Annotated in this window: 28 protein-coding genes and 1 pseudogene; 3 read left to right on the forward strand and 26 right to left on the reverse strand. The window is 59.4% G+C overall.

Going from position 1 to position 25,118, the window contains the following annotated elements; all coding sequences use genetic code 11:
• Positions 1 to 2: 2 nt before the first annotated feature.
• The 17 genes from NQ842_RS02300 to NQ842_RS02380 all read right to left on the reverse strand — a co-directional run bounded on the left by NQ842_RS02300 (position 3) and on the right by NQ842_RS02380 (position 14,662).
• Complete coding sequence (locus NQ842_RS02300; RefSeq protein WP_257256465.1) at positions 3 to 1,232, reverse strand: beta-ketoacyl-ACP synthase; 1,230 nt, start codon at positions 1,230 to 1,232, stop codon at positions 3 to 5.
• On the reverse strand, positions 1,229 to 1,960 hold the full coding sequence (locus NQ842_RS02305) for a 3-ketoacyl-ACP reductase FabG2 (protein ID WP_163281439.1): 732 nt from the start codon (positions 1,958 to 1,960) through the stop codon (positions 1,229 to 1,231). The genes NQ842_RS02300 and NQ842_RS02305 overlap by 4 nt, the downstream gene beginning before the upstream one ends.
• Positions 1,957 to 2,430 (reverse strand): 3-hydroxy-fatty acyl-ACP dehydratase, encoded by a 474-nt coding sequence (locus NQ842_RS02310; protein ID WP_163281438.1) that lies wholly within the window; start codon positions 2,428 to 2,430, stop codon positions 1,957 to 1,959. The genes NQ842_RS02305 and NQ842_RS02310 overlap by 4 nt, the downstream gene beginning before the upstream one ends.
• Positions 2,427 to 3,596, reverse strand: coding sequence for a beta-ketoacyl-[acyl-carrier-protein] synthase family protein (locus NQ842_RS02315; protein ID WP_047360468.1), 1,170 nt, complete (start codon positions 3,594 to 3,596; stop codon positions 2,427 to 2,429). The genes NQ842_RS02310 and NQ842_RS02315 overlap by 4 nt, the downstream gene beginning before the upstream one ends.
• Before the next feature lies 1 nt (position 3,597).
• Positions 3,598 to 4,176 (reverse strand): DUF3261 domain-containing protein, encoded by a 579-nt coding sequence (locus NQ842_RS02320; RefSeq protein WP_182380996.1) that lies wholly within the window; start codon positions 4,174 to 4,176, stop codon positions 3,598 to 3,600.
• On the reverse strand, positions 4,176 to 6,497 hold the full coding sequence (locus NQ842_RS02325; RefSeq protein WP_257256466.1) for an MMPL family transporter: 2,322 nt from the start codon (positions 6,495 to 6,497) through the stop codon (positions 4,176 to 4,178). Before NQ842_RS02325 ends, NQ842_RS02320 begins: the two co-directional genes overlap by 1 nt.
• Positions 6,466 to 7,071: an outer membrane lipoprotein carrier protein LolA gene (locus tag NQ842_RS02330; protein WP_046889478.1), complete on the reverse strand. Its 606-nt coding sequence runs from the start codon at positions 7,069 to 7,071 to the stop codon at positions 6,466 to 6,468. Before NQ842_RS02330 ends, NQ842_RS02325 begins: the two co-directional genes overlap by 32 nt.
• On the reverse strand, positions 7,068 to 7,490 hold the full coding sequence (locus NQ842_RS02335) for a thioesterase family protein (protein WP_023620066.1): 423 nt from the start codon (positions 7,488 to 7,490) through the stop codon (positions 7,068 to 7,070). Before NQ842_RS02335 ends, NQ842_RS02330 begins: the two co-directional genes overlap by 4 nt.
• A gap of 3 nt (positions 7,491 to 7,493) precedes the next feature.
• Complete coding sequence (locus NQ842_RS02340) at positions 7,494 to 9,185, reverse strand: glycosyltransferase (protein WP_257256467.1); 1,692 nt, start codon at positions 9,183 to 9,185, stop codon at positions 7,494 to 7,496.
• A complete protein-coding gene (locus NQ842_RS02345) occupies positions 9,176 to 9,529 on the reverse strand; it encodes a hydroxymyristoyl-ACP dehydratase (protein ID WP_014833610.1) in 354 nt (117 codons plus the stop codon). The genes NQ842_RS02340 and NQ842_RS02345 overlap by 10 nt, the downstream gene beginning before the upstream one ends.
• A complete protein-coding gene (locus NQ842_RS02350) occupies positions 9,516 to 10,865 on the reverse strand; it encodes an AMP-binding protein (protein WP_257256468.1) in 1,350 nt (449 codons plus the stop codon). Before NQ842_RS02350 ends, NQ842_RS02345 begins: the two co-directional genes overlap by 14 nt.
• Positions 10,858 to 11,454 carry a hypothetical protein gene (locus NQ842_RS02355; protein WP_046889474.1) on the reverse strand — a complete coding sequence of 199 codons (597 nt, stop codon included), beginning with the start codon at positions 11,452 to 11,454 and terminating at the stop codon, positions 10,858 to 10,860. The genes NQ842_RS02350 and NQ842_RS02355 overlap by 8 nt, the downstream gene beginning before the upstream one ends.
• Positions 11,426 to 11,677 (reverse strand): acyl carrier protein, encoded by a 252-nt coding sequence (locus NQ842_RS02360; protein ID WP_014833607.1) that lies wholly within the window; start codon positions 11,675 to 11,677, stop codon positions 11,426 to 11,428. Before NQ842_RS02360 ends, NQ842_RS02355 begins: the two co-directional genes overlap by 29 nt.
• Before the next feature lie 12 nt (positions 11,678 to 11,689).
• On the reverse strand, positions 11,690 to 11,947 hold the full coding sequence (locus tag NQ842_RS02365) for a phosphopantetheine-binding protein (protein ID WP_010436544.1): 258 nt from the start codon (positions 11,945 to 11,947) through the stop codon (positions 11,690 to 11,692).
• Positions 11,928 to 12,743, reverse strand: coding sequence for a 1-acyl-sn-glycerol-3-phosphate acyltransferase (locus tag NQ842_RS02370; protein WP_014833606.1), 816 nt, complete (start codon positions 12,741 to 12,743; stop codon positions 11,928 to 11,930). Before NQ842_RS02370 ends, NQ842_RS02365 begins: the two co-directional genes overlap by 20 nt.
• Complete coding sequence (locus NQ842_RS02375) at positions 12,740 to 13,462, reverse strand: beta-ketoacyl synthase chain length factor (protein WP_014833605.1); 723 nt, start codon at positions 13,460 to 13,462, stop codon at positions 12,740 to 12,742. Before NQ842_RS02375 ends, NQ842_RS02370 begins: the two co-directional genes overlap by 4 nt.
• Before the next feature lie 150 nt (positions 13,463 to 13,612).
• Positions 13,613 to 14,662: an AI-2E family transporter gene (locus tag NQ842_RS02380; protein ID WP_013099154.1), complete on the reverse strand. Its 1,050-nt coding sequence runs from the start codon at positions 14,660 to 14,662 to the stop codon at positions 13,613 to 13,615.
• A gap of 109 nt (positions 14,663 to 14,771) precedes the next feature.
• On the opposite strand from NQ842_RS02380, the pseudogene NQ842_RS02385 reads away from it, so the two are divergent.
• Positions 14,772 to 16,024: pseudogene (locus NQ842_RS02385) on the forward strand (MFS transporter).
• A gap of 4 nt (positions 16,025 to 16,028) precedes the next feature.
• Here NQ842_RS02385 and NQ842_RS02390 read toward each other — a convergent pair.
• Positions 16,029 to 16,586: a DcrB family lipoprotein gene (locus NQ842_RS02390; protein ID WP_013099152.1), complete on the reverse strand. Its 558-nt coding sequence runs from the start codon at positions 16,584 to 16,586 to the stop codon at positions 16,029 to 16,031.
• 72 nt (positions 16,587 to 16,658) lie between these two features.
• A complete protein-coding gene (locus NQ842_RS02395; RefSeq protein ID WP_013099151.1) occupies positions 16,659 to 17,324 on the reverse strand; it encodes a 7-cyano-7-deazaguanine/7-aminomethyl-7-deazaguanine transporter in 666 nt (221 codons plus the stop codon).
• A 167-nt stretch (positions 17,325 to 17,491) separates the two neighbouring features.
• On the opposite strand from NQ842_RS02395, the gene tusA reads away from it, so the two are divergent.
• Positions 17,492 to 17,734 carry a sulfurtransferase TusA gene (gene tusA / locus NQ842_RS02400; protein WP_014833603.1) on the forward strand — a complete coding sequence of 81 codons (243 nt, stop codon included), beginning with the start codon at positions 17,492 to 17,494 and terminating at the stop codon, positions 17,732 to 17,734.
• Positions 17,735 to 17,739: 5 nt separating this feature from the next.
• Here tusA and NQ842_RS02405 read toward each other — a convergent pair whose 3' ends face one another.
• The 5 genes from NQ842_RS02405 to NQ842_RS02425 form a co-directional block, all read right to left on the reverse strand.
• Positions 17,740 to 19,026 carry a TRAP transporter large permease gene (locus NQ842_RS02405; protein WP_014833602.1) on the reverse strand — a complete coding sequence of 429 codons (1,287 nt, stop codon included), beginning with the start codon at positions 19,024 to 19,026 and terminating at the stop codon, positions 17,740 to 17,742.
• Between the two features lie 10 nt (positions 19,027 to 19,036).
• Complete coding sequence (locus NQ842_RS02410) at positions 19,037 to 19,546, reverse strand: TRAP transporter small permease (RefSeq protein ID WP_257256469.1); 510 nt, start codon at positions 19,544 to 19,546, stop codon at positions 19,037 to 19,039.
• A gap of 11 nt (positions 19,547 to 19,557) precedes the next feature.
• Entirely contained in the window at positions 19,558 to 20,529 is a 972-nt protein-coding gene (locus NQ842_RS02415) for a TRAP transporter substrate-binding protein (protein ID WP_257256470.1), read from the reverse strand.
• Between the two features lie 196 nt (positions 20,530 to 20,725).
• A complete protein-coding gene (zntA, locus tag NQ842_RS02420) occupies positions 20,726 to 22,900 on the reverse strand; it encodes a Zn(II)/Cd(II)/Pb(II) translocating P-type ATPase ZntA (RefSeq protein WP_257256471.1) in 2,175 nt (724 codons plus the stop codon).
• Positions 22,901 to 22,976: 76 nt separating this feature from the next.
• The gene (locus NQ842_RS02425) at positions 22,977 to 23,603 is read right to left on the reverse strand and encodes a lysoplasmalogenase (protein WP_014833599.1); all 627 of its coding nucleotides are present in this window, start codon (positions 23,601 to 23,603) and stop codon (positions 22,977 to 22,979) included.
• 129 nt (positions 23,604 to 23,732) lie between these two features.
• Between NQ842_RS02425 and NQ842_RS02430 the strand changes: the two genes are divergently transcribed.
• Entirely contained in the window at positions 23,733 to 24,092 is a 360-nt protein-coding gene (locus tag NQ842_RS02430) for a DUF2500 domain-containing protein (RefSeq protein ID WP_046889467.1), read from the forward strand.
• Between the two features lie 40 nt (positions 24,093 to 24,132).
• On the opposite strand, the gene NQ842_RS02435 is transcribed toward NQ842_RS02430, so the two are convergent.
• Both NQ842_RS02435 and rsmD read right to left on the reverse strand, forming a co-directional pair.
• The gene (locus NQ842_RS02435; RefSeq protein ID WP_013099143.1) at positions 24,133 to 24,414 is read right to left on the reverse strand and encodes a DUF1145 family protein; all 282 of its coding nucleotides are present in this window, start codon (positions 24,412 to 24,414) and stop codon (positions 24,133 to 24,135) included.
• Positions 24,398 to 25,000: a 16S rRNA (guanine(966)-N(2))-methyltransferase gene (gene rsmD / locus NQ842_RS02440; protein WP_014833597.1), complete on the reverse strand. Its 603-nt coding sequence runs from the start codon at positions 24,998 to 25,000 to the stop codon at positions 24,398 to 24,400. Before rsmD ends, NQ842_RS02435 begins: the two co-directional genes overlap by 17 nt.
• Positions 25,001 to 25,118: the final 118 nt, after the last annotated feature.

A 25,118-nucleotide genomic window follows, 5' to 3' on the forward strand; every position in this document is an offset into this window, starting at 1 on the left:
AGTTACGCCCAGCGTTTGATAATGATTGAGGTATTGATGCCGCCAAACGCGAAGTTATTGCTTTGCAGATACTCGCAGTCAATCTGACGGGCTTCCCCCATAATATAATCTAAAGCACCGCATTGCTCATCCGGTTGTCTTAAATTGAGCGTCGGGGCAAACCAGCCTTCACGCATCATCTGCACGCTCATCCACGCTTCCAGCGCACCGCAGGCGCCTAACGTATGGCCAAAATAGCTTTTCAGCGAGGAGATGGGGACGTTGTCGCCAAAGATGGCCGCAGTGGCCTGGCTTTCGGCGATATCACCGCGATCGGTGGCGGTGCCGTGGGCGGAGATATATCCGATGTCCGATGCGCGTAAGCCTGCTATCGCCAGCGATTGCGCCATGCAAATCTGCATGGTTTCACGCTGCGGTTGGGTAATATGCGCCGCATCGCAGTTGGTGGCAAAGCCCACGATTTCGCCATAGATGGTCGCCCCGCGTGCTTTGGCGTGCTCCAGCTCTTCCAGAATCAGCGTGCCTGCCCCTTCGCCGATGACCAGCCCATCGCGCGCGGTATCGAAGGGCGACGGCGTGGTTTTCGGCGCGTCGTTGCGCTGGCTGGTGGCGAACAGCGTATCAAATACCGCCGCTTCTGACGGACAAAGCTCCTCGGCGCCCCCGGCGACCATCACGGTCTGATAACCATGGCGAATGGCTTCCCAGGCGTAACCAATCGCCTGGCTGCCGGAAGTACAGGCACTCGACGTGGGAATGACGCGCCCCCGCAGACCAAAGAACAGGCCGGTATTGACCGCGGTGGTGTGCGGCATCATCTGCACATAGGTGGTGCCGGTGATGTTATTGGTGTGTTTTTCCATCAGCATGGAGGCGAAGTCGCTGACCGGGCCCGTGCTACCCGTGGACGACCCATAGGCGATGCCGGTTTGCCCCTGCGTCAGTACCGGGTCATCGATCAGGCCCGCCTGCTCAAGTGCCAGTTCGGTGGCGCGGGTAGAGAGCAGCGACACGCGACCCATGGCGCGAATGCGCTTGCGGGTATAGTGTGCCGGGAGGGTGAAATCCTCGATAGGGGCGGCCAGCAGGGTTTGCAGACCGGCATACTCTTGCCACTCCGTCATGGTGCGTACGGCATTTTCGTAGCCGAGCAGCCGCTGTGCAATGGTCGGCCAGTCGTCGCCAAAGGCGGTCACGCCCCCCATCCCCGTAATCACCACCCGACGCGTCATAACATCCCCCCGTTGATCGAGATCACCTGGCGTGTCACATAGCCTGCCCGGTCCGACATCAGATAACTCGCCAGACCGGCTACCTCGTCGGCCTGTCCCATGCGCTGCATCGGGATCATGGACATGGCCTCTTTCAGCGCGGCCTCTTCCATCTCGATCATACCGGTATCAATCAGCCCTGGCGCGATGCAGTTGACGGTAATTTTGCGCTTTGCCAGTTCAATGGCCAGCGCCTTGGTGGCGCCGATAATACCGGCCTTGGCGGCACTGTAGTTCACCTGCCCACGGTTGCCCATTACGCCTGACACGGACGACAGGGTAATAATTCGTCCGCCCTTGCGGGTTGCGATCATCGGCATGATGCAGGGATGAATGACGTTATAAAAACTGTCGAGGTTGGTGTGGATGACGCTGTCCCAGTCCTCGTCGCTGAGCGCCGGAAACGCGCCATCGCGGGCGATTCCGGCATTGCTGACCACGCCATACCATGCGCCAAAGGTGCTGATTTCCTGTTCCAGAACCTCGCGGCACTGCTCGCGGTTACCCACGTCAAAGGTCAGTAAACGGCCCGTTCCGCCAGCCTGAACAATGCTCTCCAGCGTCTCGCGCGCACCGTCAGCATCATGATGGTAATGCACGCCCACGGTGAAACCGTCAGCCGCAAGCTGACGGGCGATGGCGCGGCCAATGCCTTTGCTGGCGCCCGTGACCAGTACAGAACGTGTCATGATGAAGCTCCCTGGGTGAAAAGTGAGGTTAATTCGTCTTCGCTGGGCTGGAACGTATTCACGCGGCCCGTGGCAAGAGGGGCGTTATCTGCCTGAATCGTGCATTCAAAGCTGCCAAAGCGTTCGTCCTGCATCAGGCGCTCGATGGTAATGGTTAACGTGGTGCCGGCGGCAAAGCGGCCCGTGCTACACACCAGCTCGCGTGCACCCAGCACCATGCCCAGCGGACTGTGGGGCAGCCCTTTTTGCAGGCGGTGCCATTCAGACCAGACGCCCACGGTCTGGGCCATCAGTTCCAGCGCAAACCAGCCTGGCAGATCGCCGTCAACGTTCAGGAACGGCGCAAGCACACCGCGCCCGTTGACCGTGACGCTGCACACCGCACTGCTGTCGGTGACACGCTCAACGCGCTCCAGCAGCATCATCGGTGCGTCGTGAGGCAGGTAGTCGGCGGGGGATAAATAACTCATGACACTCTCCCCAGCAGCAGGCTGGCGTTGTTTCCGCCAAAGGCGAATGAGTTCGATAAAATCACCGGTTTTTTCAGGGGCGCACGCTGATGCAGCAGGCCGCAGGGCGGCAGCGTGTCGTCCGGCGCGTAGCGGGAGAAATCCTGCGGCGGCAGCGGCAGGTCACGGGTCAGGATCAGCCAGCTTAATGCGGCTTCGGTGATCCCGGCCGCGCCAAGCGTATGGCCGGTGAGGTGTTTGGTAGAGCTGCACGGTACCCGGTCGCCAAAGAGGGTGTTAATCACGTGCGCCTCAATCCGATCGTTGAGGGGAGTGGCGGTGCCGTGCAAATTAATATAGCCCACCTCGTCTGCCGTCATGCCTGCCGCCTTCAGCGCCTGAGTAATAGCGCGAATGGCGCCTTCCCCCTCGGGATGTGGGGCAGAGATATGGTACGCATCGCTCGATTCGCCCGCCCCCAGCAGCGCCACCTGATCCGCTTCGCGGGTCAGCACCATGAGGGCCGCCGCTTCACCGATGGTGATCCCCCGGCGGTCGCGGCCAAACGGTTCGCACTGCGTGGGCGAGAGCGATTCAAGGCTGTTAAAACCATTGACCGGCATACGGCTTAAGCTGTCTGCCCCGCCCACAAGGGCGACGTCCACCAGTCCGGCCTCAATCAGACGCTGCCCGCTGATGATCGCCCGGGCGCTGGAGGAGCAGGCAGTCGAAATGGTATACGCCGGGCCATCCAGCTGCAGCCAGTTGGCGAGGAAGCGGGAGGGGTCGCCCAGCTCCTGCTGCGGGTACTGCCATTGCGGGCTGCGTTCGCCGTTCAGGGAGAGGCGCACGTACTCATCACCTTCATCCAGCCCTGAGGTGCTGGTGCCCAGCACCACCGCCACGCGGTCGCGGCCCACGCGGGCAATGGCGGCCTCAACGGCAGGCTGAATCTGTGCCAGCGCCGCCAGCAACAGCTGATTGTTACGGCTGCGGTGTGCAGCCAGGCTATCCGGTATCGGCGGCAGTTCACCCTCAACGCCGCCCAGCATGGCATCGGGTAAGCCTTGCAGCCATCCGGCGCGGTGACGCATCCCCGGCGCTACCCCGGCGTTCAGGTTGGCCGCGATCTCATCGGCCGAGTTGCCCAGCGCGTTGACCATGCCAACAGCGGAAATGTAAATCATCTCAGTCACCCAGATATTGAATGGTGATGTGGTATTTAAAGACGTGCTGCGCAATGCTGATCGGCTCGCGCTTACCGTTGCGTTGCAGGTAGACAATCTCGGTGACCAGCTTGCCGTCAGGGTTACGCAGTTCGCGTCGGGTGCCAGTATCCTTTAGCGTCCAGCCTTTCGGCAACTGCGGCTGCCAGGCGCTGAGCGGCCAGTGGCTGAGCATCACATCCGCCAGCACCTGGCTGGCGGGCGGTAGCTGGGGCATAACAACCGACTGCTCGGTATGGATCCCGGTGTTGTCATAGGTCGCGAGAAACAGGCGGATCCCGACCGACGAGAGCCCGGCAAGCGTCATTTTTTGCCCGTCAGCGTTCAGCAGAACCAGCAGCGACTGGGTCTGGCCGTTAAACCGGCCGGTCAGCAACTGCTGAGAACGGATGGCTGGCGTAATGCCCGGCGGTGGCAGCGTCACCTGCGTGCCCGGTTGCAGCCAGGCCTGCGGGCGAGTTTCTTCAGTATCGGTCGAATGGCTGCAGCCTGCCAGCAGCAGCGTCGCAGCCAGCGCGGCGGCGCGGTAAAAAGCGTTCATCAGGGTTTTCTCTCGTTCCTGGCTGGCATCGCCAGCGGGGCCAGCAGGAAGGCGGTAAAAATACCGCTTACCAGCACGATACCAAAGCTGCTGATAGCCTGCGTCGCGCTGAACACCAGCATGCCCAGCGTCAGCAGCGTGGTCATCATCGCCAGGGTGATAGCCAGCATCGACGTCAGCGGCGTGCCGCGCGGGTTACTGAAAAACAGCGTGTAGTTGATGCCAATGCCGAGCACCAGCACCAGCGCCAGCAGTGAAAACAAATTGACGGAATGCCCGGCGATGGCCAGCGCCGCCAGCCCGCAGCTGAGCGATAGCACTGACGGCACCAGGCTGATAAGCCCCTGGCGCCAGCCAAGACGGAGCATCGCGCCGCAGGCGATCACCGCCAGCGCCACGCACAGTAGCCCCGTCAGCAGCGTGCGGTAGAGGGCAAACAGGCTGTCAAAACGGGCCTTGCGATCGACCCAGACAACCCCTTCATGTTGCGCCGCCCGTTCACTCAGTGCCGCGCTGTTTTTGACGCCGTCCACCGGGACGAGCACGCCGCTTTGGCCGTCCGGCAGGGTCAGCCAGAGCAGACGCCAGCCTTCGCTGGCCGGGCTGGCAAGCCAGGCCTCCGCGCTGACAGGCATCGGCGTCAGATTCGGTGAGACAGCGTTCAGTCCGGCGCTGTGCAGCACGTTCATTACCGCAGGCGCAGCGTGGTGCAGCAGCGCAAGATCGCTTTTTTGCCGCTTCATGGAGTTCAGCGGCAGGGTTCGCCAGCTTGCCAGCTCACCCGCTTTTTGCGCCTGCGCCAGCGCCGGGGTAAAGGCCTCCAGCCGCTCCAGCGTCTGCTGGGCTGACGCGCCGTAAACCACAAACCATTTCTGATCGACGCGCTGGCCGGTCAGGGCGGTGATGGTTTTCTCCTGCGCCAGAATCGTTTTTGGCAGCGCCTGCAGCTGAGCAATATCGTCGTCCACCTTCAGGGTGCTAATCCCTGCGGCGGAAAGAAGCGCCAGCGTGACGGGCAGGCCAACCGCGAGTGTCTTTTTGCGTCGCCAGGCGGCCAGCCAGCGCGACATCGCTCTGCTGGCCGGAACCGGGCGTACCGGCATTCCACGGCACAGCCAGGGGTGCCAGAAAATTACCGTCAGACAGGAGGCGCTCAGCCCCACGGCGGCAAACAGCGCCATCTGGCGGATCCCCGGGAAGGGGGCCAGCATCATAATCAGGTACGCCACGACGGTTGTCAGAAGCGCCAGCAGCAGGGCATGACGCACTTTATCCAGACTTTGCCACGGTGAATTTTCGCCACCGTGCACCAGCCGTTCGGTCAGGTAATAGAGGGTGTAATCGGCTGAAATCCCGATGATGCTCATGCTCATCACCAGCGTCATCAGGTGCAGTTCGCCAAAGAACAGCAGGGTGGCGACCGTGCCCGCCAGCGCGCCGATGGCAATGGAGATCGCGCACAGCAGCAACGGACGCAGGGAGCGGAACGTCGCCACAATCAGCAGGAACACGCCCATAAGGGTGGCGACACCCAGCGTGGAGATATCCCGTTTGGCCTGCTGGCTGGCGTAATCGCTGTAAAACACCGTGCCGCGAGACAGCAGTTGCGCCTGTGGGTAATGCGTTTTCAGCGTCGCCTGCAGCGCGTTCAGGGTGGTCACCAGCCGGTGGGTTTGCTGCATATCAAAGGAGGATCCGGCCAGCTCGCCGTGCAGCAGATACCAGGTGTTTCCGGCGTCATCCTGTGTCACCAGCCAGCCATCCATCAGCCGCAGCTTCTGGCCGTTTTGCGCCAGCGCGAGCTGCGCGCCGCGCATCAGCATCAGCGGATCGTTTTGCAGCTCATTGCCGCTTACGCCGGAAAAGGCCGAATAGAGCTGAGATAACACCCACTGCGCCTGTGCTTCACCGCCGTTTTGCAGGCGGGCGCGGGTGGCGGGGTCAATCAGCCCGTTGCGGTGCTGCCAGAAGAACTCGCCCCAGGCTTTTTGCCCGGTGGCGTCCATGGGCCCTTTAACTTCGCTCAGCGCACCGCTGCGTTGCAGCAGCATCAGCCACTGCTGCGCCACGCGCGGATCGGGTTTTTTGCCGGGGCTGACCAGCCAGACAAGCTGACGGTCGAGCCGCTGCATAAACCCGTCGTTAAGCGCCGGAGGGATCGCCCCCAGCGTCTGTGTCGGCAACATAGCCAGCACGCTGCTATTCAGGCGCGCGCCGGGCAGCAGCGATACCAGCAGGCCCAGCAGGATCAGGCATCCCGCGGCCCACAGCAGCGCCGGGCGCAGCGATTTACGGTGCGGCAAAGCGTTGGCGTTCGTCATCGGTCAGGCTGGCGGGTGTCAGTCGGTGGCGGGAGAGGGTGATATCCGTGCGGTCGCCCTGTTTGTCGTTGAGACGAACAGACTCCAGATACGTCGCACCGCCCAAATCGAGGGTGGTGAAAAGGGTATTCAGCGGCGTTGTTGTAGGGGTGAGCACCAGCGACCAGCGGCCTTCCCCCAGGTCTTTAAAATCGATGCGGAAATTGTCTTCCAGCACCTTGCGGTCGGCCTGGAACAACGCCCGCAGCAGGTGGTTGAACTGGAACATCTGTGGATTATTGTCGGCGGTAATGGTCTGCGGCGGCTGGCCGTTGATGGTCTGCACCATCCGTTTGTCATCCAGCAGCAGCGTCATGGGAAACGGGGCCTTTTGATCCCACAGCAGGCCGCTGTCACGGGCGATCACCATCTCGCCCTGCGAGCGCAGTGGCTGCGGCATGTCTTTAATCGTGCGAACCTGTTCGAAGTGCGCGCGCACCACAGGTTGCTCTGCGAACCGCTGTTGCAGTTCATCCAGCGTCACGGCGCTGACCAGCGGGCTGAATATCAGTGCCAGCAAAGGCAACCATTTCATGGCGTGACTCCCATACGTTCAAACAAGATCCCCGGGCTGACAAAGCACATTTCGCGGGTGGCCTCGTCGACCGCCACCTGGATGGTGTAACCGGTGGTGGTGCGTTTACCGGTCTGCGCGTCGAAGATTTGATAGGCAATGCGCAGGCGGTTTTCATACTCTTCGATCTGCGCCCGGACCCGGATGCGTTGCTCAAACGTCACCGCATCGCGGTATTTCACCCGCGTATCGACCACCGGCCAGACATAGCCGGAGGCTTTCATCTGGCGATAGCCGTAGTCAAACTGATTGAGCAGCGCTTCGCGGGCTATTTCAAAGTAGCGGAAATAGTTGCCGTGCCAGACCACGCCCATCATGTCGACGTCGTGGAACGGGACGGTGATTTCAACTTCCGTCGTAAAGCGGGGATCGGTCAACACCCTTTACTCCTTCTCGCTGATTTCGGGCAGTTGCCAGAAATCGAAAAAATTAAACCAGTCGAGCGGCGACAGTAAGGCGTAATGCTCCAGCCGCTGCGCGTAGCGATCGACGGTATGTTGCAGCGCCTGCTGGCGTTCACCGCGTGGCAGCAGCAGCGGGTCGGCAAACGGTTCGCAGTGCAGGGTCAGCCTCCCCTGGTGGCTGAGGGCAAAAATCAGCACCACCGGACAGCGCAGAATGGAGGCCAGGATAAACGGCCCCTGCGGGAATGGCGCGGGTTGGCCCATAAACTCGCTCCAGATCACGCGCCAGCTGCCGCCGCGCTGTGGCGTGACGGCGATACGATCGCCCACGATGGCCACCCATTCGCCGCGATCCAGCTTTTCTTTGATCAGGATAGCGGTCTCCGGGCCGATGTCAGTGACGGGCATCAGGTGAATGCCCGCCTGCGGCGCCATCTCTTCCATGATCTGCTTAAAGCGTTGGGCGTTATCGCTAAAGACCAGGGCGTTGATGGTTTTCCCCCCTTCACGCTGCGCCAGCGCCCGGCAGGCTTCCACGTCGCCAAGATGCGAGGCCAGCAGCAGTTTACCCTGTGGATCGTCCAGCCCCAGCGCCTCGCGGGCACCCGGTGCAAACACCAGATCGCGATGCAGCTTCATCTCGCCGCGCCAGCTGGCCACCTTGTTCAGCATGGCATGACCAAAACGCAGGAAGTGAAAAAAGCTGTTCAGCCGGGGGGGCGGTGGGATCTGTCGCTGTGCCATGACCTGTTTAACCCGCCTCAGCCATTGCCGCGACGCCTGACGCGCCGGGCGGGCGGTGAGCCAGTAAACGGCGGTGACCGGCCACAGCAGGAGGGTGAAGGCCTTGCGCCCAAGCAACTGCCAGACGCGTAACATCAGGCGCATGCCCCATAGCCCTTTGACCTCCTGCTGTTGCGCCCAGTGCTGCGGCCGACGGCGCATCAGCAGGGAGGGGATGCGCGGCAACATCCCCAGGAACAGACGGGTATGCATCAGCGAGATGCGCACGTTGTCTTTTAGCGCATCGAAGTGGGATACGCCGTCTGCCGGGTAGGTGACGCGGGTGGGCAGAAAATAGCTGGGCGTGCCCTGCCAGTAGAGGCGGACCATGACTTCAGTATCAAAGTCCATGCGCTTGCCGAGCGGGGTACGTGCGGCAAGCTGCATCACCGGCGCAATCGGGTAGACCCGAAAGCCGCACATGCTGTCTTTAAGCTGCAGGGACAACGTTTCAGTCCAGACCCAGACGTGCGTTATCCAGCGACCGTAGAGACGCGAACGGGGTATGGAGTCATCGTAAACGGGCTGACCGGAAATCAGCGCCTCGGGGTGACGTTGCGCCAGCGCCAGAAAGCGGGGGAGATCTTCAATGGCGTGCTGGCCGTCGGCATCCACCTGGATTGCATGAGTGAAGCCGCGCTCTGCACAGGCTTTCAGCCCTGCCATCACTGCCGCACCTTTGCCGCTGTTTTTCGCCAGACGCAGCAGTGTAACCTGCGGATGCTGCTCTGCTAACTGCGCCAGGGTGTGGCGCGTGTTCTCTTCGCTGCCATCGTCAACCACCAGGCACGGGAGGTCAAACGGTGCCAGACGTGCGAGTACCGCGGCCATCATCGCACCGTGGTTGTAGCAGGGGATCAACACGCAGGGGCGGAACGTTACTGACATAGGCGAATCTTCCCGCTGCTGGCGGTATGGCGTTCACTGCCCGCATGACGCTGGTAGCTGAAGCTGAGCATCTGACGGGCAGGGTGCCAGTCAAGGATCAGCGTCACCGTGTTGTCCGGCAACAGCGGGGCCGCAAACTTCACATTCTGAATGCTGTGAAAACGGTAGCCCGGAGCCATCAGGGTGATGGCGTAATGCATCACCCAGTCGAGTTGTGCAACGCCAGGGAGCAGCGGCTGGACGGCAAAATGCCCCTTAAACCAGAGCAGGTCAGGATCAAGATAAAGCGTGATCTCCAGATGCTCCGGATGAGTCTGGTGGCGTTCGATTTCATGAATCTTCATGAAATAACTCCTGTAGCTGTGCAGTCACGCGCTTGTTCATGCTGTTGACCGGGATTTCATCGACGATCCGCCAGTAGCGGGGCACGGCAACCGGTTCAAGACAGGGGCGAAGGGCGCGACGCCATGCGGATTCCTGGGCATTTTTACCCCCGTTGTCTCTGTGCAAACGCGCCGCGTCACTGAGTACCAGCAGCACGCCAATGGCCTGACGACCACGGCGCGTGACCGCCAGCGCGGCGGCGTCGCAGATGCCATCCAGCGCCAGTAACCGCTGCTCAATCTCATCAAGCGAAATGCGTTTATCTTCAATTTTGACTACCCGGCCACGGCGTCCAACGATGTTGAACTGCCCGTCAGCCGCGAAATGCAGGATATCATCCAGCACGATTCCTTCAGCCTCGCGGAGCAGTGGCGACGTCACCCGATCGCCGTGGAACGTCACGCCAGGAAACGGCTGCCAGAGCGTTGTCTCATCCTGACGGTGACGCCAGGCCATAACGCCCGTTTCGGTACTGCCGTAAATTTCATCAGGCCAGACGTTCAGCCAGTCATGACAAGGCGTGATATCGCGCCAGGGCAGTTCGCCCCCGGCCGAGAGCAGCAGGGCAACCGGAGGCGGCACCAGCGAGGTGTCGAGCCGCTTGAGGAATGCCGGGCTGCTGATAAAGAGGTACCGTTTGTCCTGCGGCAGCGCTGACAGCTGTTCCGCGTACTGCAGCAGGGAGGCGTGCAGCGGCAGGCCAAGCGCCATGGGTAATACAACACGAAACGTCAGGCCATACAGATGATGCAACACCACGGAGGCCACGACGCTACAGCCTGCCAGCCGTTCGCCAAACCGATCAGCGAGCAGACGGGCTTCCCGATCCAGGCCGATCACCGGCTTAATCACCCGCTGCGGCGCGCCGGTGGAGCCAGAGGTGAAAAGCTCGATCACCTGCGTATCGTCAATGGCAGGCAAGGGGGAAAAGGGGGGGGTTGTTGGCGCAGTGGCGGTGACCAACCGCAGTCGCCCTGAAAACTCGAGCGTGGTGTCGCTCAGGACGCCGCTGAACATGGCACGCTGTTCGTTAAGCTGCGCCGCCCGGCTGTGACCGGGGAGCACGGGGGTTTTACCCGCATGAAGCGCCGCCAGCAGGGCGACGATAAAAAGATAGCCGTTTTCAAAACAGAGGGCCCAGCGCTCGCCCTCTTCCTGACGCAGCGCGTCGACCAGCTGCGTAACATCGTGGCGCAGATCGCCCAGCGTCCAGATACGATCGTCAAGCCAGGCGACAGGCGTCTCATCAGGACGCGGGGCGTTTAGCCACTGGCTCAGAGGAAGCGGTTTATCCATCGTTTTTTATTACCCGTTGTCGCACCAGCCATTCACCCGCCATTAACGTTCCCATCAGGATGTAGGAAAGCATCCCGTTCCACAGTGTCCACAGGCGCAGGTCGGCGTACAGCACGGTAAACAGCGCGACTGCGCCGTTGCCGATAAAAAAGCCGCACCAGACTTTCGTCACTTTACGCGTGTAACGCACCCCGGCAGGAGACAGGTGGGGCTCCCGTATCCGCGCCAGCCGTTCCACCATCGGCATGGACGTCCACAGCGAGCCCCCAAAGACCACCAGCATCACCAGATTAACGACCACCGGATAAAACAGCACCCACAGGTGAGCGTGGAAAAGACTCGCCACGCACAGCACTGCCCCGGCCAGCGTCACGCTCAGGAAAACGTAGCGTAAGGGGCCGCGCTGCTGGCGCGTCTGCCAGACACGCAGCAGCAACACCAGCGCCATCAGGGGCAATATCCACGGCAAATGGTGGCTTGCAAGGCCATAGCCAATCAAAAATGGCCAGGCCAGCAGCATCAGCCCCGTCAGTATCGGGATGAGTGGAATGGCAGGCACGTCAGGCGTCGCGCTGGAGTTGTTCCACAACGTCGACGATGTCCTGAACGGTACGCACCGCTTTGAAGGTTTCAGGCTTAATTTTATGCCCCGTCTTCTTCTGCAGGTTAACCACCATATCCACGGCATCAATGCTGTCGAGATCCAGATCTTCGTAAAGCCGGGCCTGCGGCGTAATGAGCTCAGGGTCGAGTTCAAAAAGTTTAATAAGAAGCGCAGAGACTTCCTGATAAATGGTTTCTTGTTCTGTCATAGCGGGTCATTCTCAGGCGCGTTGTTGATGAATAAAAGCGGCGAGCGTGGCAACGGAATAGAAGTGCTGACGCATCTCGTCGCTCTCGGCAGAAAGCACTACGCCGTACTGATTTTTCACAGCCAGCCCCAGCTCCAGGGCATCAATAGAGTCCAGACCCAGTCCGTCACCAAACAGCGGAGCGTCGGTGTCGATATCCTCTGGGGTAAGTTCTTCCAGATTCAGCGTAGAGATAATGAGATTCTTAATTTCAAGATAGAGCGCTTGCATCTTTCATTCCTGACAAAGATTGAAGACCGGATGTTAATTGCTGCTGCATATGCCGGTTTAACTGCCTTGCCGCCAGCGCAGGTTCGTGCTGGCTCGCATCGTAAAAATCATGAATGTTGATGCGTTCGCGAACATCCACGGTAAAAATGGGTTTATTAGGCGGCACATTGTACCAGCGACTCTGTTTATCCAGCATGCGTTCGCTACAGTGGATCACCACCACACGCAGAGAGCTGTTGCACCGCACGGCAATATTCGCCGCCCCCCGCTGCAGAGTAATGGCTTCGCCCACGCGGGTGCGGGTGCCTTCCGGAAAGATAAGCAGGGTGTCGCCCTGCGCCAGACGCTGCTGGCTGGCACGAAGCAGTGTTTCTGCTTCGCTGTTGATCAGGTAATCGGCTGCACGGATCACGCCGCTGACAAAGGGGTTACGCAGCAGCGCACTTTTCACCAGACAGTCGGTTTCGTTCATCACCGAGGCGAGGATCACATAGTCCAGCAGCGAAGGATGGTTGGCTATCACCAGGCAGCCGCGCTCGGCGCGCAGCACGTCCAGATTGTTAAAGCGGTAATCCAGCACGCCGGTTCCGCGAACGACCGCCAGGAACAGCCGAAAACTGGCGGAAATGCTGCGTCGCGCCAGTCGACGGCGTGCCGTGCGATCGCGCTGAAAAATCAGCAGCAGGTTAAACCAGACCAGCGACAGCAGCAGCCCGCCGAGGCCAAACAGGGCGAAGCAGAACCCGGTCATCAGCATGCGCCAAAACCGATCGAGGCGGGAGAGGATCTGGCTCATTGGCGCGTCCACTGCCACTGCAAACGCTCGCCCGCCAGGGCAAATTGCCGCGCGTCGCTCAGGTAATGTCGCAGGAACTGGAGGCTTTGCGGCAGTGCGGGCTCTTCCCCTGTGCTTTCGCGATGGGTTTCACAGCAGAGCGCGTCGCCGGCTTCAATCACCAGCGCAAGGGCGTAAGGCCAGACGGGCATCTGCGGCGGGAGCCCGGCGTGATAAAACGCGGGCAGGACGCCGTCAAAATCCACCAGCAAAACGCGGGAATAGCCCGCGTGAAGCAGACTCAACACTTCGCACAAACTTTGCTGGAAGGTGTCCATCCCGGCGGAGACCGAGGATGAGACAATCGGCTGACCTGCGGTGATCGTAAGATTGCCGACCGCGGCGTTATGCACAGACATTGCAAAATCGGTGGGGGAGACGGGTTGCTCCGTCGCCAGCGCTTGCAGAATACGGTAGTTGCGTTCCAGCTCACCATGGCGGCTGCTGTAGACCACGGCATCGATACGATGTTTGCGCAGCATCGCAAGGCCAATATCCACCGCCAGCTTACTGCCCGAATTGAGGCGGCGGGCGGTCATCATCGGCAGTTCGGTCAGTTTCGCAAGCGGTGCGGCGGGATCGATGGCGTCAGACTGGCGCGACCATGCCTGCCATGCGCCGGCATCGCTGAGTCCTGGCGCTCTGGCCTGCCAGTCGATAATGGTGAGGGTAAATTTCATCTACGCGCGTCCGCGATAAACCTGTTTCTGTGATTTTTACTTCGCAAGCGCGATGTTACAGCGTACATCGTACAGTGTTGTCGCAGGCTTGCGAATAACGTTTCTCCTAAAAATTTCCCGTAGAGTCATGTTCCGTCTCACCCCAGACGATTAACCGGGAAGCCGACTCTTGGGTCGTCCCGGCCCCAGCAGTATCGCCAGTTTGCTGCCGCCTTTGGTGGTCTCCATCCAGATTTTACAGACGCTGGTGAGCGGTACCGACAGCAGCATCCCAACCGGGCCCAGCAGCCATCCCCAAATCAGTAAGGATAAGAACACCACCAGTGTCGACATCCCCAGCCGGTGGCCCATCATCCGTGGCTCAAGAATATTCCCCAGCACCATATGCACCACGAGGAACAGCGCCCCCACCAGCATGCACTCATAGAAGCCATTAAACAGAAACGCCTGAATCATGGGCGGCACGGCGGAGAGGACCGCGCCAATGTTGGGCACGTAGTTCAGCAAAAACGCCAGCACTCCCCACATCAGCGCGAACTGCACGCCCATCAGCATCAGCCCCAGCCAGACAATCACGCCGGTCCAGACGCTCAACAGGGTTTTTAATGCCAGATATTTGGAGACGCCCTTTAACGCGCGGTGTAAACCGGCGATGTGAATTTGCGGATTATTCAGCGCAAAGCGCAGCTTATAGGGCACGTGGCGCACTTCGAACAGCATAAACACCACCGTCATGACCAGCAGCAAAATGCTGGCCATGGCGCCGGACAGGCCGGTCATCAGCGTGGTGGCGTAGGTCATGATTTTTTCGGAATCCATCCGGCGCAACATCCGTTCCGGCGAAATATGCAGGTTCAGAAACGGCATCATCTCCTGAAGCGCCACGATCTTGCGCGTCAGCTCTTTGTTGTATTGCGGCAGCATCGTGGAGAACTCGCTCAGCGAGGCGGCCAGCACGCCGAAAAGGGCGGTGAGGGCAATCAGCATCACGATAACCACAATGGTTATGGCCACCGGGCGGCTGATACCCCGGCGCAAAAACCAGGTCACCAGCGGGTTAAGCACAATGGCAAAAAAGAGCGCCAGCAGAAGCTGGACAATAATATCGGCGGCAGCATGGATACCGGCGAGGATCACCACCAGAGAGGCGAGTTTTAACAGGATGTGGAGTCCTGCTTTGTCGGGCGGGTTAGGGGTCATGCGTGTTCCTTAATGTGATTGCCCGTTAAGTGTAGTGCGCGGGATCCGCTTCGTCTGGCACCGTTAATCTGAAAGTCGCTGCTGATTTTCTGCTGGCGTCGTGGTAATAGTGAAACACTGTTGCAAAAATCCAGGTAAAACCCCATGCCCGAACCTGCCGCCGAACCGGCATTAAGCGGATTGCGCCTTAATCTGCGCATTGTCTCAGTTGTGATTTTTAACTTTGCCAGTTACCTGACGATTGGCCTGCCGCTGGCGGTCTTGCCGGGCTACGTCCATGACGTGATGGGGTTTAGCGCATTCTGGGCGGGGCTGGTGATTAGCCTGCAGTACTTCGCCACGCTGTTGAGCCGCCCACATGCGGGTCGCTACGCGGATCTGTTCGGGCCGAAGAGCATTGTGATTACGGGATTATGCGGCTGTTTTCTCAGTGGCCTAAGCTACCTGCTGGCGGCAACGACCAGCCACTGGCCGTTGGTCAGCCTGTTGCTGCTGTGCCTGGGCCGGGTGATCCTGGGGATTGGGCAAAGCCTGGCAGGAACCGGTTCGACGCTGTGGGGGGTAGGCGTGGTCGGGGCACCGCACATTGGCCGGGTGATCTCCTGGAACGGCATTGTCACCTACGGGGCAATGGCGCTTGGCGCCCCGCTTGGGGTGATGTGCTATGCGTATGGCGGACTGTACGGCCTGGCGGGCACCATTATGGTGGTCGCGCTGGTGGCGATCCTGTTTGCCCTGCCGCGTCCGAAAGTGAAGGCCAGCAAAGGTAAACCGCTGCCGTTCCGGGCAGTGCTGGGGCGCGTCTGGCCGTATGGTATGGCACTGGCGCTGGCAACCACCGGCTTTGGGGTGATCGCCACCTTTATCACCCTGTTTTATGACGCCAAAGGCTGGGATGGGGCGGCCTTTGCGTTAACCCTGTTCAGCTGTGCGTTTGTGGGTGCCCGTTTGCTCTTTCCGAACGGTATTAACCGCCTGGGCGGGCTGAATGTAGCGATGATCTGCTTTGCCGTTGAGATTGTCGGGCTGCTGCTGACCGGTATAGCGACCGCGCCGTGGATGGCAAAAATTGGCGTGTTCTTCGCCGGAGCCGGTTTTTCGCTGGTCTTCCCGGCGCTGGGCGTGGTGGCGGTGAAAGCCGTGCCGCCGCAGAATCAGGGGGCGGCGCTGGCAACCTACACGGTGTTTATGGATATGTCGTTGGGTATTACCGGGCCGCTGGCAGGGCTGGTCATGGCCTGGGCAGGCGTGCCGGTAATCTATCTTGCGGCTGCGGGTCTGGTGGTGATGGCCCTGATGCTCACGTGGCGGCTAAAAAAATGGCCCCCGGTGCAGGCACCGGAGGCCACGTCATCATCCTGACGCGTTACTGAATCACGATGGTGTTGATGATGTTTTCAGCGGCAGTCTGCGCTTTCTGCTGATCTTCCGCTGGCAGGGTGATCTGCAGGGTCAGCAGTTTGTTATCCACCTTACCCAGCACCACGGAAGAGTAAGCCGTCTGACCTTTTGCAGAGATAATGCTGTCCAGCTGCTGCAGCGTGTGGCCTTTCAGTTCGATGGACTTGTTGGTCACCACCTGCAGCTGCGGGTCGCGGCTGCGCTGCTGATCTTCCAGACGTTTGGACAGCACGGCCAGGTCTTCGCTGGTATCGTCGCCCACAATCACAATCACCGCTTTCTGCCCGGTTGCATCGGAATAGACGTGCATGTTGTTCGCCTGGGTACCCAGCTTGCCGCTCTGGTCAGTCATATCCGCTGGCAGAGAGAAGCTGAGTTTACCGTCCAGCAGGTTCACCGGCTGACCGGTTGCGTTGCTCTCTGCAGACGCGCCCTGAGCAGGCGTTTTCGTGTCGCTGTTATCACAGGCTGCAAGGCCGACAACCAGCAGGCCAATCCCGACATATTTAACCAGATTGCGCATTGACTTCTTCCTTTCGATAAACGGCCATAACGGCTCATTTGTCCATCTTATCACAACTGATAAAGCGAACCCTTAACCAGCCTGCAATGCTGTGATTTCAGATTTATCTGCCAGTCTTTTCAGCAGCATATTCAGCAGCACGCCGTACATCGGCAGGAAGAAGACAATGCTGATAAGCACCTTGAAGCAGTAGTCCACCAGCGCAATTTCCATCCAGTGTTCGGCCATAAACGCATCCGGGCTGTGCCAGAAGGCAATGAAGAAGAAGGCCAGCGTATCGCTGACGTTGCCGAACAGCGTCGAGGCGGTGGGGGCCATCCACCAGCGGTGATTCTGACGCAGGCGGTTAAATACGTGCACGTCGAGGATCTGCCCCAGCGCATAGGCCATAAAGCTTGCGGTGGCGATACGGGCGACAAACAGGTTGAAGTGGGTTAACGCTTCAAAGCCCTGCCAGCTTCCCATGTAAAACAGGGAGGAAATAACGTACGACACGAACAGCGCCGGCAGCATGACCGCAAAAATAATGCGGCGAGCCAGCGGTGCGCCAAAAATACGCACGGTCAGATCGGTGGCGAGAAAAATAAACGGGAAGCTGAACGCGCCCCAGGTGGTATGGAAACCAAAGATGGCGATCGGCAACTGCACCAGATAGTTACTGGAGGTGATCACCAGCAGATGAAAAAGCGAAAGCCAGAACAACGCTTTTACGCGCTGCGATTCAGAAAACGGCGTCATATTGTGACCTTTTTATACGTTGGGGTGAGGGAACCCAATAAAAACCGCAGCATGATACTGCTTTGACGGGACTTTGCAATGGTTAGTTTTTACGCAACCGTTAACCTGGTTTGCATTGCCGGCTACGGGGCGTAAACTACAGCCGTTTTTATCTGACCGAGAACACCATGACCGATCTGTTTTCCACTCCAGACCACACCCTTGATGCGCAGGGCCTCCGCTGCCCTGAGCCGGTAATGATGGTGCGCAAAACCGTGCGCAATATGCAAACCGGCGAAACGCTGCTGATTATCGCTGACGATCCGGCAACCACCCGCGATATCCCCGGTTTTTGTACCTTTATGGAGCATGAACTGGTGGCACAGCAGACCGAAGCGCTGCCGTACCGGTATTTGATCCGTAAGGGGTAACCCCCTTACTGCATGCCCAGCAATCCCGGCAGCCACAGCGAAATCGCCGGGATGTACGTTACCATTCCCAGCACCACCAGCAGCATGCCGTAAAACGGTAGCATTGCGCGCACCACATGTTCGATTTTCTGCTTGCTCACCGCACTGGCCACAAACAGCACCGATCCCACCGGCGGCGTGATAAGCCCGATCCCCAGATTCACCATCATGATCATCCCGAAATGCACCGGGTCGATCCCCAACGCATTGGTCACCGGCAACAGCACCGGCGTCAGGATCAGAATGATCGGCGCCATATCCATCAGGGTGCCAATCAGCAGCAGCATGATGTTGAGATACATCAGGATCACGTACTTGTTATCCGAGAGCGAGGTGAAGAACGCCGTGATGCGCACAGGTAACTGCATGTAGGTCATCACCGCGCCAAACGCCGCCGCAAAGCCAATCAAGATCATCACGATAGTGACCGTTTTCACCGTCCGGCACATCAGCTTCGGCAGTTCGCTCCACTTATAGTCCCGATAGATAAACATGGTGACAAAGAACGCCCACAGGCAGGCGACTGCCGCCGATTCGGTGGCGGTAAATATCCCGGACAATATGCCGCCGAGGATAATCACCACCGTCATCAGCCCCCACAGGGCATCGAGAAATATCTTCAGCGCCTGTTTAAAGGGGATCTTTTCGCCTTTTGGATAGCCGCGCTTATGGGCAAAGCACAGACACAGCGCCATCAGACACAGCCCCAGCAGCAGCCCCGGCAGCACGCCGGCGATAAACAGCGTGGCGATGGAGACCGTACCGCCTGCGGCCAGCGAGTAGATCACCGAGTTGTGGCTGGGCGGGATTAAAATCGCCTGCACCGACCCGCTGGCGGTGACCGCCGCCGCATACTCGCGGGGATACCCCTTTCTCTCCATCTCCGGGATCATCACACTGCCGATGGAGGCGGTATCCGCCACCGATGAACCGGAAATCGCGCCGAAAAAGGTGGAAGCCACGATATTCACCAGCGACAGCCCGCCGCGAATAAAACCGACAAAGACATACGCGAAATTCACCAGCCGACGGGCGATGCCGCCTTCCGCCATGATCGCCCCCGCCAGGATGAAAAACGGGATCGCCAGCAGGGTAAATTTGTTAACCCCGCTGGTGATCTGGATCATCAGCGCTTCGAGCGGTAACTCGATCCACAACGCGCCCGCGACGGCGCTTAAGCCGACGGCAAACGCCACCGGCATACCCAGCGCCAGCAAAATGGCGAGGGTGAATAACAAAACGAATGCATCCATTGTTCACCCCTCAACTGTGGTTGCCGATCAGCACCACAGGACGGTTTTCCTGTGAGCCAAACAGCAGACGTTCAATGACAAACAGGATCAGCACCGCCGAACCAATTGGCAGCGGCAGATAACTCTCCCCTGACGTCAGGATCGGAAACTCGGCGACCGGCTGCTCCCAGAGCTCGACACACAGCCAGTAGCTGTACCAGAACATAATCAGCGAGATCAGCAGCATCAGCAGATCCACCACGCGCGCACACGCTGTTTTCAGCATGTCTGGCAATCGGTCGGTCAGCATGTTTACGGCGATGTGCGATCCGGCACGGTAGCTCACCGCCGCGCCGATAAACGTAAAGGTCACCATACAGATAATGGCGATCGGCTCCGGCCAGGATTCACCGCGATTCAGGACATAGCGCGAGAAGATGCCAATCGGGATCACCACCGTCATCACCAGCAGTGCACACCCCGCTACGGCCATGGCGAGCAGATACAGCCGGTCCATCCACTTCAGGTAGAGTTCGGACATACGCTCTCCGTTTACTGAACGTCAGCAATGGCTTTCATCAGATCCTGATGCTTTTCGCCATACTGCGCGCGCACCGGCTCTGTGGCTTTGATAAATACCGATTTGTCGATCTCGTGGAACTGCACGCCACCGGCTTTCATCTTCGCCAGCGCCTCGGCGTTATAGGCCTGCCACAGCTTGCGCTGCTCGAACTGCGCTTCGCGCGCCAGGGTCAGGATTTTCTGCTGTTCGTCTGCGCTGAGCTTGTCCCATTTCACTTTTGAGTAGAGCAGCATTTCCGGGGTAATGAAGTGGCCGCTGAGGGTATAGTTTTTGGCGATCGGCATATAGTTATGGGCGATGAAGGTCGGCGGATTATTCTCAGCGCCGTCGATTACGCCGGTCTGCATGCCGCTGTAGACCTCACTGACCCCCATCGCCACCGAGTTAGCCCCCATGTCTTTCAGTGTCGCCAGCGCCACCGGGCTTCCCTGAACGCGGATTTTTTTGCCTTTCAGATCCTCCGGTTTGACGATCGGCGTTTTGGTGATCAGGTTACGGGTGCCGGAATCCATCCAGCCGAGAAACACCAGCCGCGATTTGGGGTTGGCGGTCAGTTTGTCGCCAATCTGCGTGCCGATATCGCCGTCGATGACGTTGTGCATATGGTCTTCATCGCGGAACACATAGGGCAGGGTAAAGACTTCGATATCGGGCAGGATCGCCGCCACCGGCGCCATGGAGACACGGATCATGTCGATCGCCCCCATCTGCGCCTGTTCAATCATCTGCTTTTCATCCCCGAGCACGCCGCCGGGAAAGACCTTGATCTCCAGCTTGCCGTCGGTTTGTTGTTTGAGTTTCTCCCCCATGTGCTGCACGGCCACTACGTTCGGGTAGCCTTCAGGATGTACGTCGGCGGCTTTAATGGTTTGCGCAGAGACAGAGCAGGCAAAAGCAGACAGACACAGGGCAGCCAGTAACGGCTTGAAGGTCGTTTTCATCGAGTCAACTCCAGGGTAGTGAGGTAAGCGTTAAAACGGTGTTTTATTTTTGTACGCTTAAAAATTAGACCATGGCCTGGAAAGCGGAGGTGAAGCACCTCACAAAAGCGCAAATTTATGAAACGATGGTTTAGATTTGTGGGAAAGGAAGGCCGGGTGGCTGTTACACCTTACCCGGCCAGGCGTGCATTGCGTGTTATTTGCGACGTAACAACCGGAGCGCGTTGACCGTCACCAGCACCGTCGCGCCGGTATCCGCCAGCACCGCCAGCCACAGCCCGGTGATGCCGAGCAGGGTGGTGACGAGAAAAATCCCCTTAAGCCCCAGGGCGATGCTGATGTTCTGGCGAATATTGGCGCGCGTGGCGCGGGCCAGGGAAATCATCTGCGCCAGCCCGGTCAGGCGGTTATGGGTGAGCGCGGCATCGGCGGTCTCCAGCGCCACGTCGGTGCCGCTGCCCATGGCAATGCCGATGGTGGACGCTTTCATCGCCGGTGCATCGTTGATCCCGTCGCCGACCATCGCCAGCGGGGCGAATGCGTTCAGTTCCGTGACCGCGCTGACTTTATCCGCGGGCAGCAATCCGGCCTTGAATTCCAGCCCCAGCTCACCGGCAATTGCCGCCGCCGCGCGCGGATTATCGCCTGTCAGGATCACGCCCTGTACGCCAAGCTGATGCAGCGCCGTCACGGCCTCTTTGGCGTCATCGCGCAGGGTGTCGCGCAGCGCCAGCATCCCTTTCGCGACGCCGTCCTGCATGACGGTCACGACAGTTTGTCCGGTCTGTTCTAGCGCCTCAACCTCTGGGTTAGAAGACTTACCCGCCGCGACAATCAGCACCTTTTTACCGTCGATGTCGGCCTCAATCCCGGACCCGACCAGCGCCCGCTGTGCCGTTGCCGTCGGAATGGCCAGCCCGCGCGACTGCGCTTCACGCACAATCGCCTGCGCCAGCGGGTGAGTGGAACCCTGCTCAACGGCGGCGGCCAGCGTAAGCAGTTCATCTTCACCGATATCCTGCGGATACACGCCAGTGACCTGCGGCTTGCCGACGGTCAGCGTGCCGGTTTTATCGAACGCGATATGCTGAACCTGGCTCAGCTGCTCCAGCGCCGCGCCGCCCTTAATCAGCGCCCCGCGACGTGCCGCCGCTGCCAGCCCGGAGGTAATCGCCGCAGGCGTGGAGATCACCAGCGCGCACGGGCAGCCAATCAGCAGCAGGGTCAGACCTTTATAAATCCAGCCTTCCCACGGCGCGCCAAAGAACAGCGGCGGAACGATAGTGACCAGCAGGGCAACCAGCATGATGGCGGGGGTGTAAATCCGGCTGAAGCGGTCGATAAATCGCTCGACGGGGGCGCGACGCTCCTCGGCCTCTTCGATCAGCTTCAGGATACGGTCGATGGCGCTGTCACCCGGTTCGGAAAGCACCGTGAGCTGGACCAGACGGTCGACGCTGGTGGCGCCCGCAGGCACTTTTTCACCGGCCGCGCGTTCAACCGGAATCGACTCCCCGGTGAGGGCGCTTTCGTCGAAGCTCGCGGTGGCGGTGAGCAGGGTACCGTCCGCAGGCAGGCGCCCTCCGGCAGCGACTTCAATCACATCGCCCGGACGCAGCGCGTTAATGGCCACCGTCTGGCGTTCGCTTCCGGTCACTCGCGTGGCGGTTTCGGGCTTCAGTGCCATCAGGGCGCTGACCCCTTTACGCGCACGGCTTGCCGCCCAGCCTTCAAGACGTTCGCCAATTAAGAACAGCAGCAGCACCATGGCCGCTTCCGCTGTGGCACCAATGAACAGCGCGCCGATAGCCGCCACGCTCATCAGCGTTTCGATAGCGAACCAGCTGCCGCTTTTCATCAGCCGCAGCGCCTGGCGGGCAATGGGATACAGCCCGACAAGCGTGGTGGCGATAAACGCCAGATTGCCGGACGGGTGGTTGATCTGCTCCAGACCCCAGCTCAGGGCCATCATAATCACGAGCGCGATAAGGGGCAGATTTTCACGCAGCGGAGCGGTTTTTTCGGCGGGGGCCGTTTCGCTACGCAGGGAGTAACCGGCCTTGCTGACGGCGGACATTACCTGCTGGCTGACGTCATTATCGGCGCTGACCAGCAGTTTTTCGGTGGCAAAGAGCACCTGAACGTGGCTGACGCCCGGGATCTGTTTTACCGCATTTTCGACTTTGCGGGCGCAGGCCGCGCAGTCCATGCCGTTAACCACCCAGCTGTAGCGGTTTCCACTTTCAGGCAGCGGCTGCGCGTTTTGTGTTTCGCACGTCCCTTCACAGCAGCAGTCGTCCTTCGCCGGAACCGGACTGAGCTTAAGTGCGGAAAATTGAGGGACTTTTTTAGGTGTTTCTGGAGTCGACATGGCACTCTCCGGTAATGATAATTTTCTCATTAACCGCAGCATACACTCTGGAGTCGACTCCAGAGTCAAGGCTTATTTAGATATACAGCGAACGCACAATCAGGAAGTGCCCGGCAAAGTAGCAGGCGGCGGCAATCGCGTTATCAGCCCGGAAACGACGGCGATAGTGGCTGCCCAGCCAGACGATATTCCCGATTAACAGCAGGGCCGCGCCGAAGAAGGCGGACATCGCCGGGGCTGTTGGACGGAAGAACCACAGTTCACCGGCCAGCCACACCATCACCAGCGTCATGGCGATAAACGTGCAGACAGGCAGACGCATCTCTTCCAGCCGCGACCAGATCACCGCAATCAGCAGGGCGCCAATCACCAGCAGCACCAGCGGGAGCGGCCAGAAGAAGGACAGCGTCATCTGGCTGGCGAAGTAGATGGTGTAGAGCAGATGCGACAGGAAGAACGCCCCCACGGCATACAGCAGACGCTGACGCGGCAGCAGGGTTAAGGCATCGCCAATCAGGGAAGCACACAGCCCGGCGAGGACCAGATAGCTGACGGCGTTAAACATCGGCGCTTGCCAGGCAAGCAGCAGGAGCAGCAACAGCGTGACGGGTTTAAACAACCAGCGCTGCCAGGCCGGACCGCGGTACGAAGCATCGACATAAAGCCATGCGGAAAAACAGACAGCGATAAATGACCAAAGCATATTAACTCCCTGTATCTGTTAAGGCTGAATAATCAGTTTCATCTTCAGTGTAGTGATGCGGGCAGGCGTTTGGCAATGCCGGGGGAGTCAGGGTATCCTGAATTCCGCATAATCTTATGGGATTGTTGAATGAGCAAGATGCCGCTGTTTTTCATTATCGTGGTGGCGATTATCGTCATTGCCGCCTCGTTCCGTTTTGTGCAGCAGCGCCGCGAGAAGGCGGATAACGACGCCGCGCCGTTGATGCAAAAACGCGTGGTGGTCAGCAACAAACGCGAGAAACCGCTTAACGAACGGCGTTCGCGCCAGCAACAGGTCACCCCTGCGGGAACGACCATGCGCTATGAAGCGAGCTTTAAGCCGGAAACGGGCGGCCTGGAGATGACCTTCCGCCTGGAGGCGCAGCAGTACCATCAGCTGACAGTCGGTGAGAAAGGGATGCTGAGTTACAAAGGGTCGCGGTTTGAGGGGTTTGAACCGGCGCAGTAATCATCCCCTCTCCCTGTGGGAGAGGGCACCAGACCGCACCTTACTTCTTCACCTGCGCCTTAAACTTCTTCATCCACACCAGCAGTTCAAACACGCCGAAAATAAACACGCGCAGCTGCTGCCAGCCGGTCATCTGCGGGCCGTCTTTTGGCAGGCCATTTTTCAGCATCACCATCTGCAGGGCGTGCATGAACGTGGTAAAGATAAACGCCACGTTCACAAAGATATTCATCGGGCGCGGGAACGGATGCACCAGATTGAGCAGCAAAAACGCCCAGACGCACAGCATCAGCAAACGTCCCAGATTAATCAGTACTGGCATTGGATTCTCCTTGTGCCTGACGATGATACAGACGATAAGCGACCTGACCCGCCACTTTTTCGCGGTGTAAATCCCAGTGAACCGGCACTGGCGGTAGCCCGTTTTCCACTTCGCTTTCAACGTAAATCAGCGCGTCATCCGCCAGCCAGCCGTTGCTTTCCAGCAGGGATAACGTCTCTTCCAGCAGCCCCTTACGGAACGGCGGATCGACAAACACCACGTTGTGCGGCGTGCCTGGCTGCGCGAGGAAGCTGAGCGTATTGGTGTTCACCACTTTGGCGTTGCTGGCTTTCAGCGTCGCCAGATTTTGCTGCAGCGTCTGCGCGACGCCGCGCTCCATCTCCAGCAGCGTGGCGCTGGCGGCGTAGCGCGAGAGGGCTTCCAGCCCTAATGCGCCGCTGCCCGCAAAGCAGTCGAGGCAGTGGGCGTCTACCATTGACGGGGCCAGCCAGTTAAACAGCGTTTCACGCACGCGGTCAGTGGTTGGGCGTAAACCGGGGCTGTCCGGCACCGGGAGTTTCCGGCCTCGCCACTGGCCACCGATAATACGAATTTGACCGGCTGGGGCGCGGTTGGGTTTCTTCATCTCAGGAAAGCTCTGTTAACAATTGGCCTGCGATTGCGGGCGGTGATGTCAATTAAGTAAAGTGTTAGACTATTTCATCATTTTTTTAGCTTCCATGTATATAGCGCCGCGAGGAGTG

It is taken from the genome of Enterobacter cloacae complex sp. R_G8 (assembly GCF_024599795.1).
GTDB classification, from domain to species: Bacteria; Pseudomonadota; Gammaproteobacteria; order Enterobacterales; family Enterobacteriaceae; genus Enterobacter; species Enterobacter dissolvens.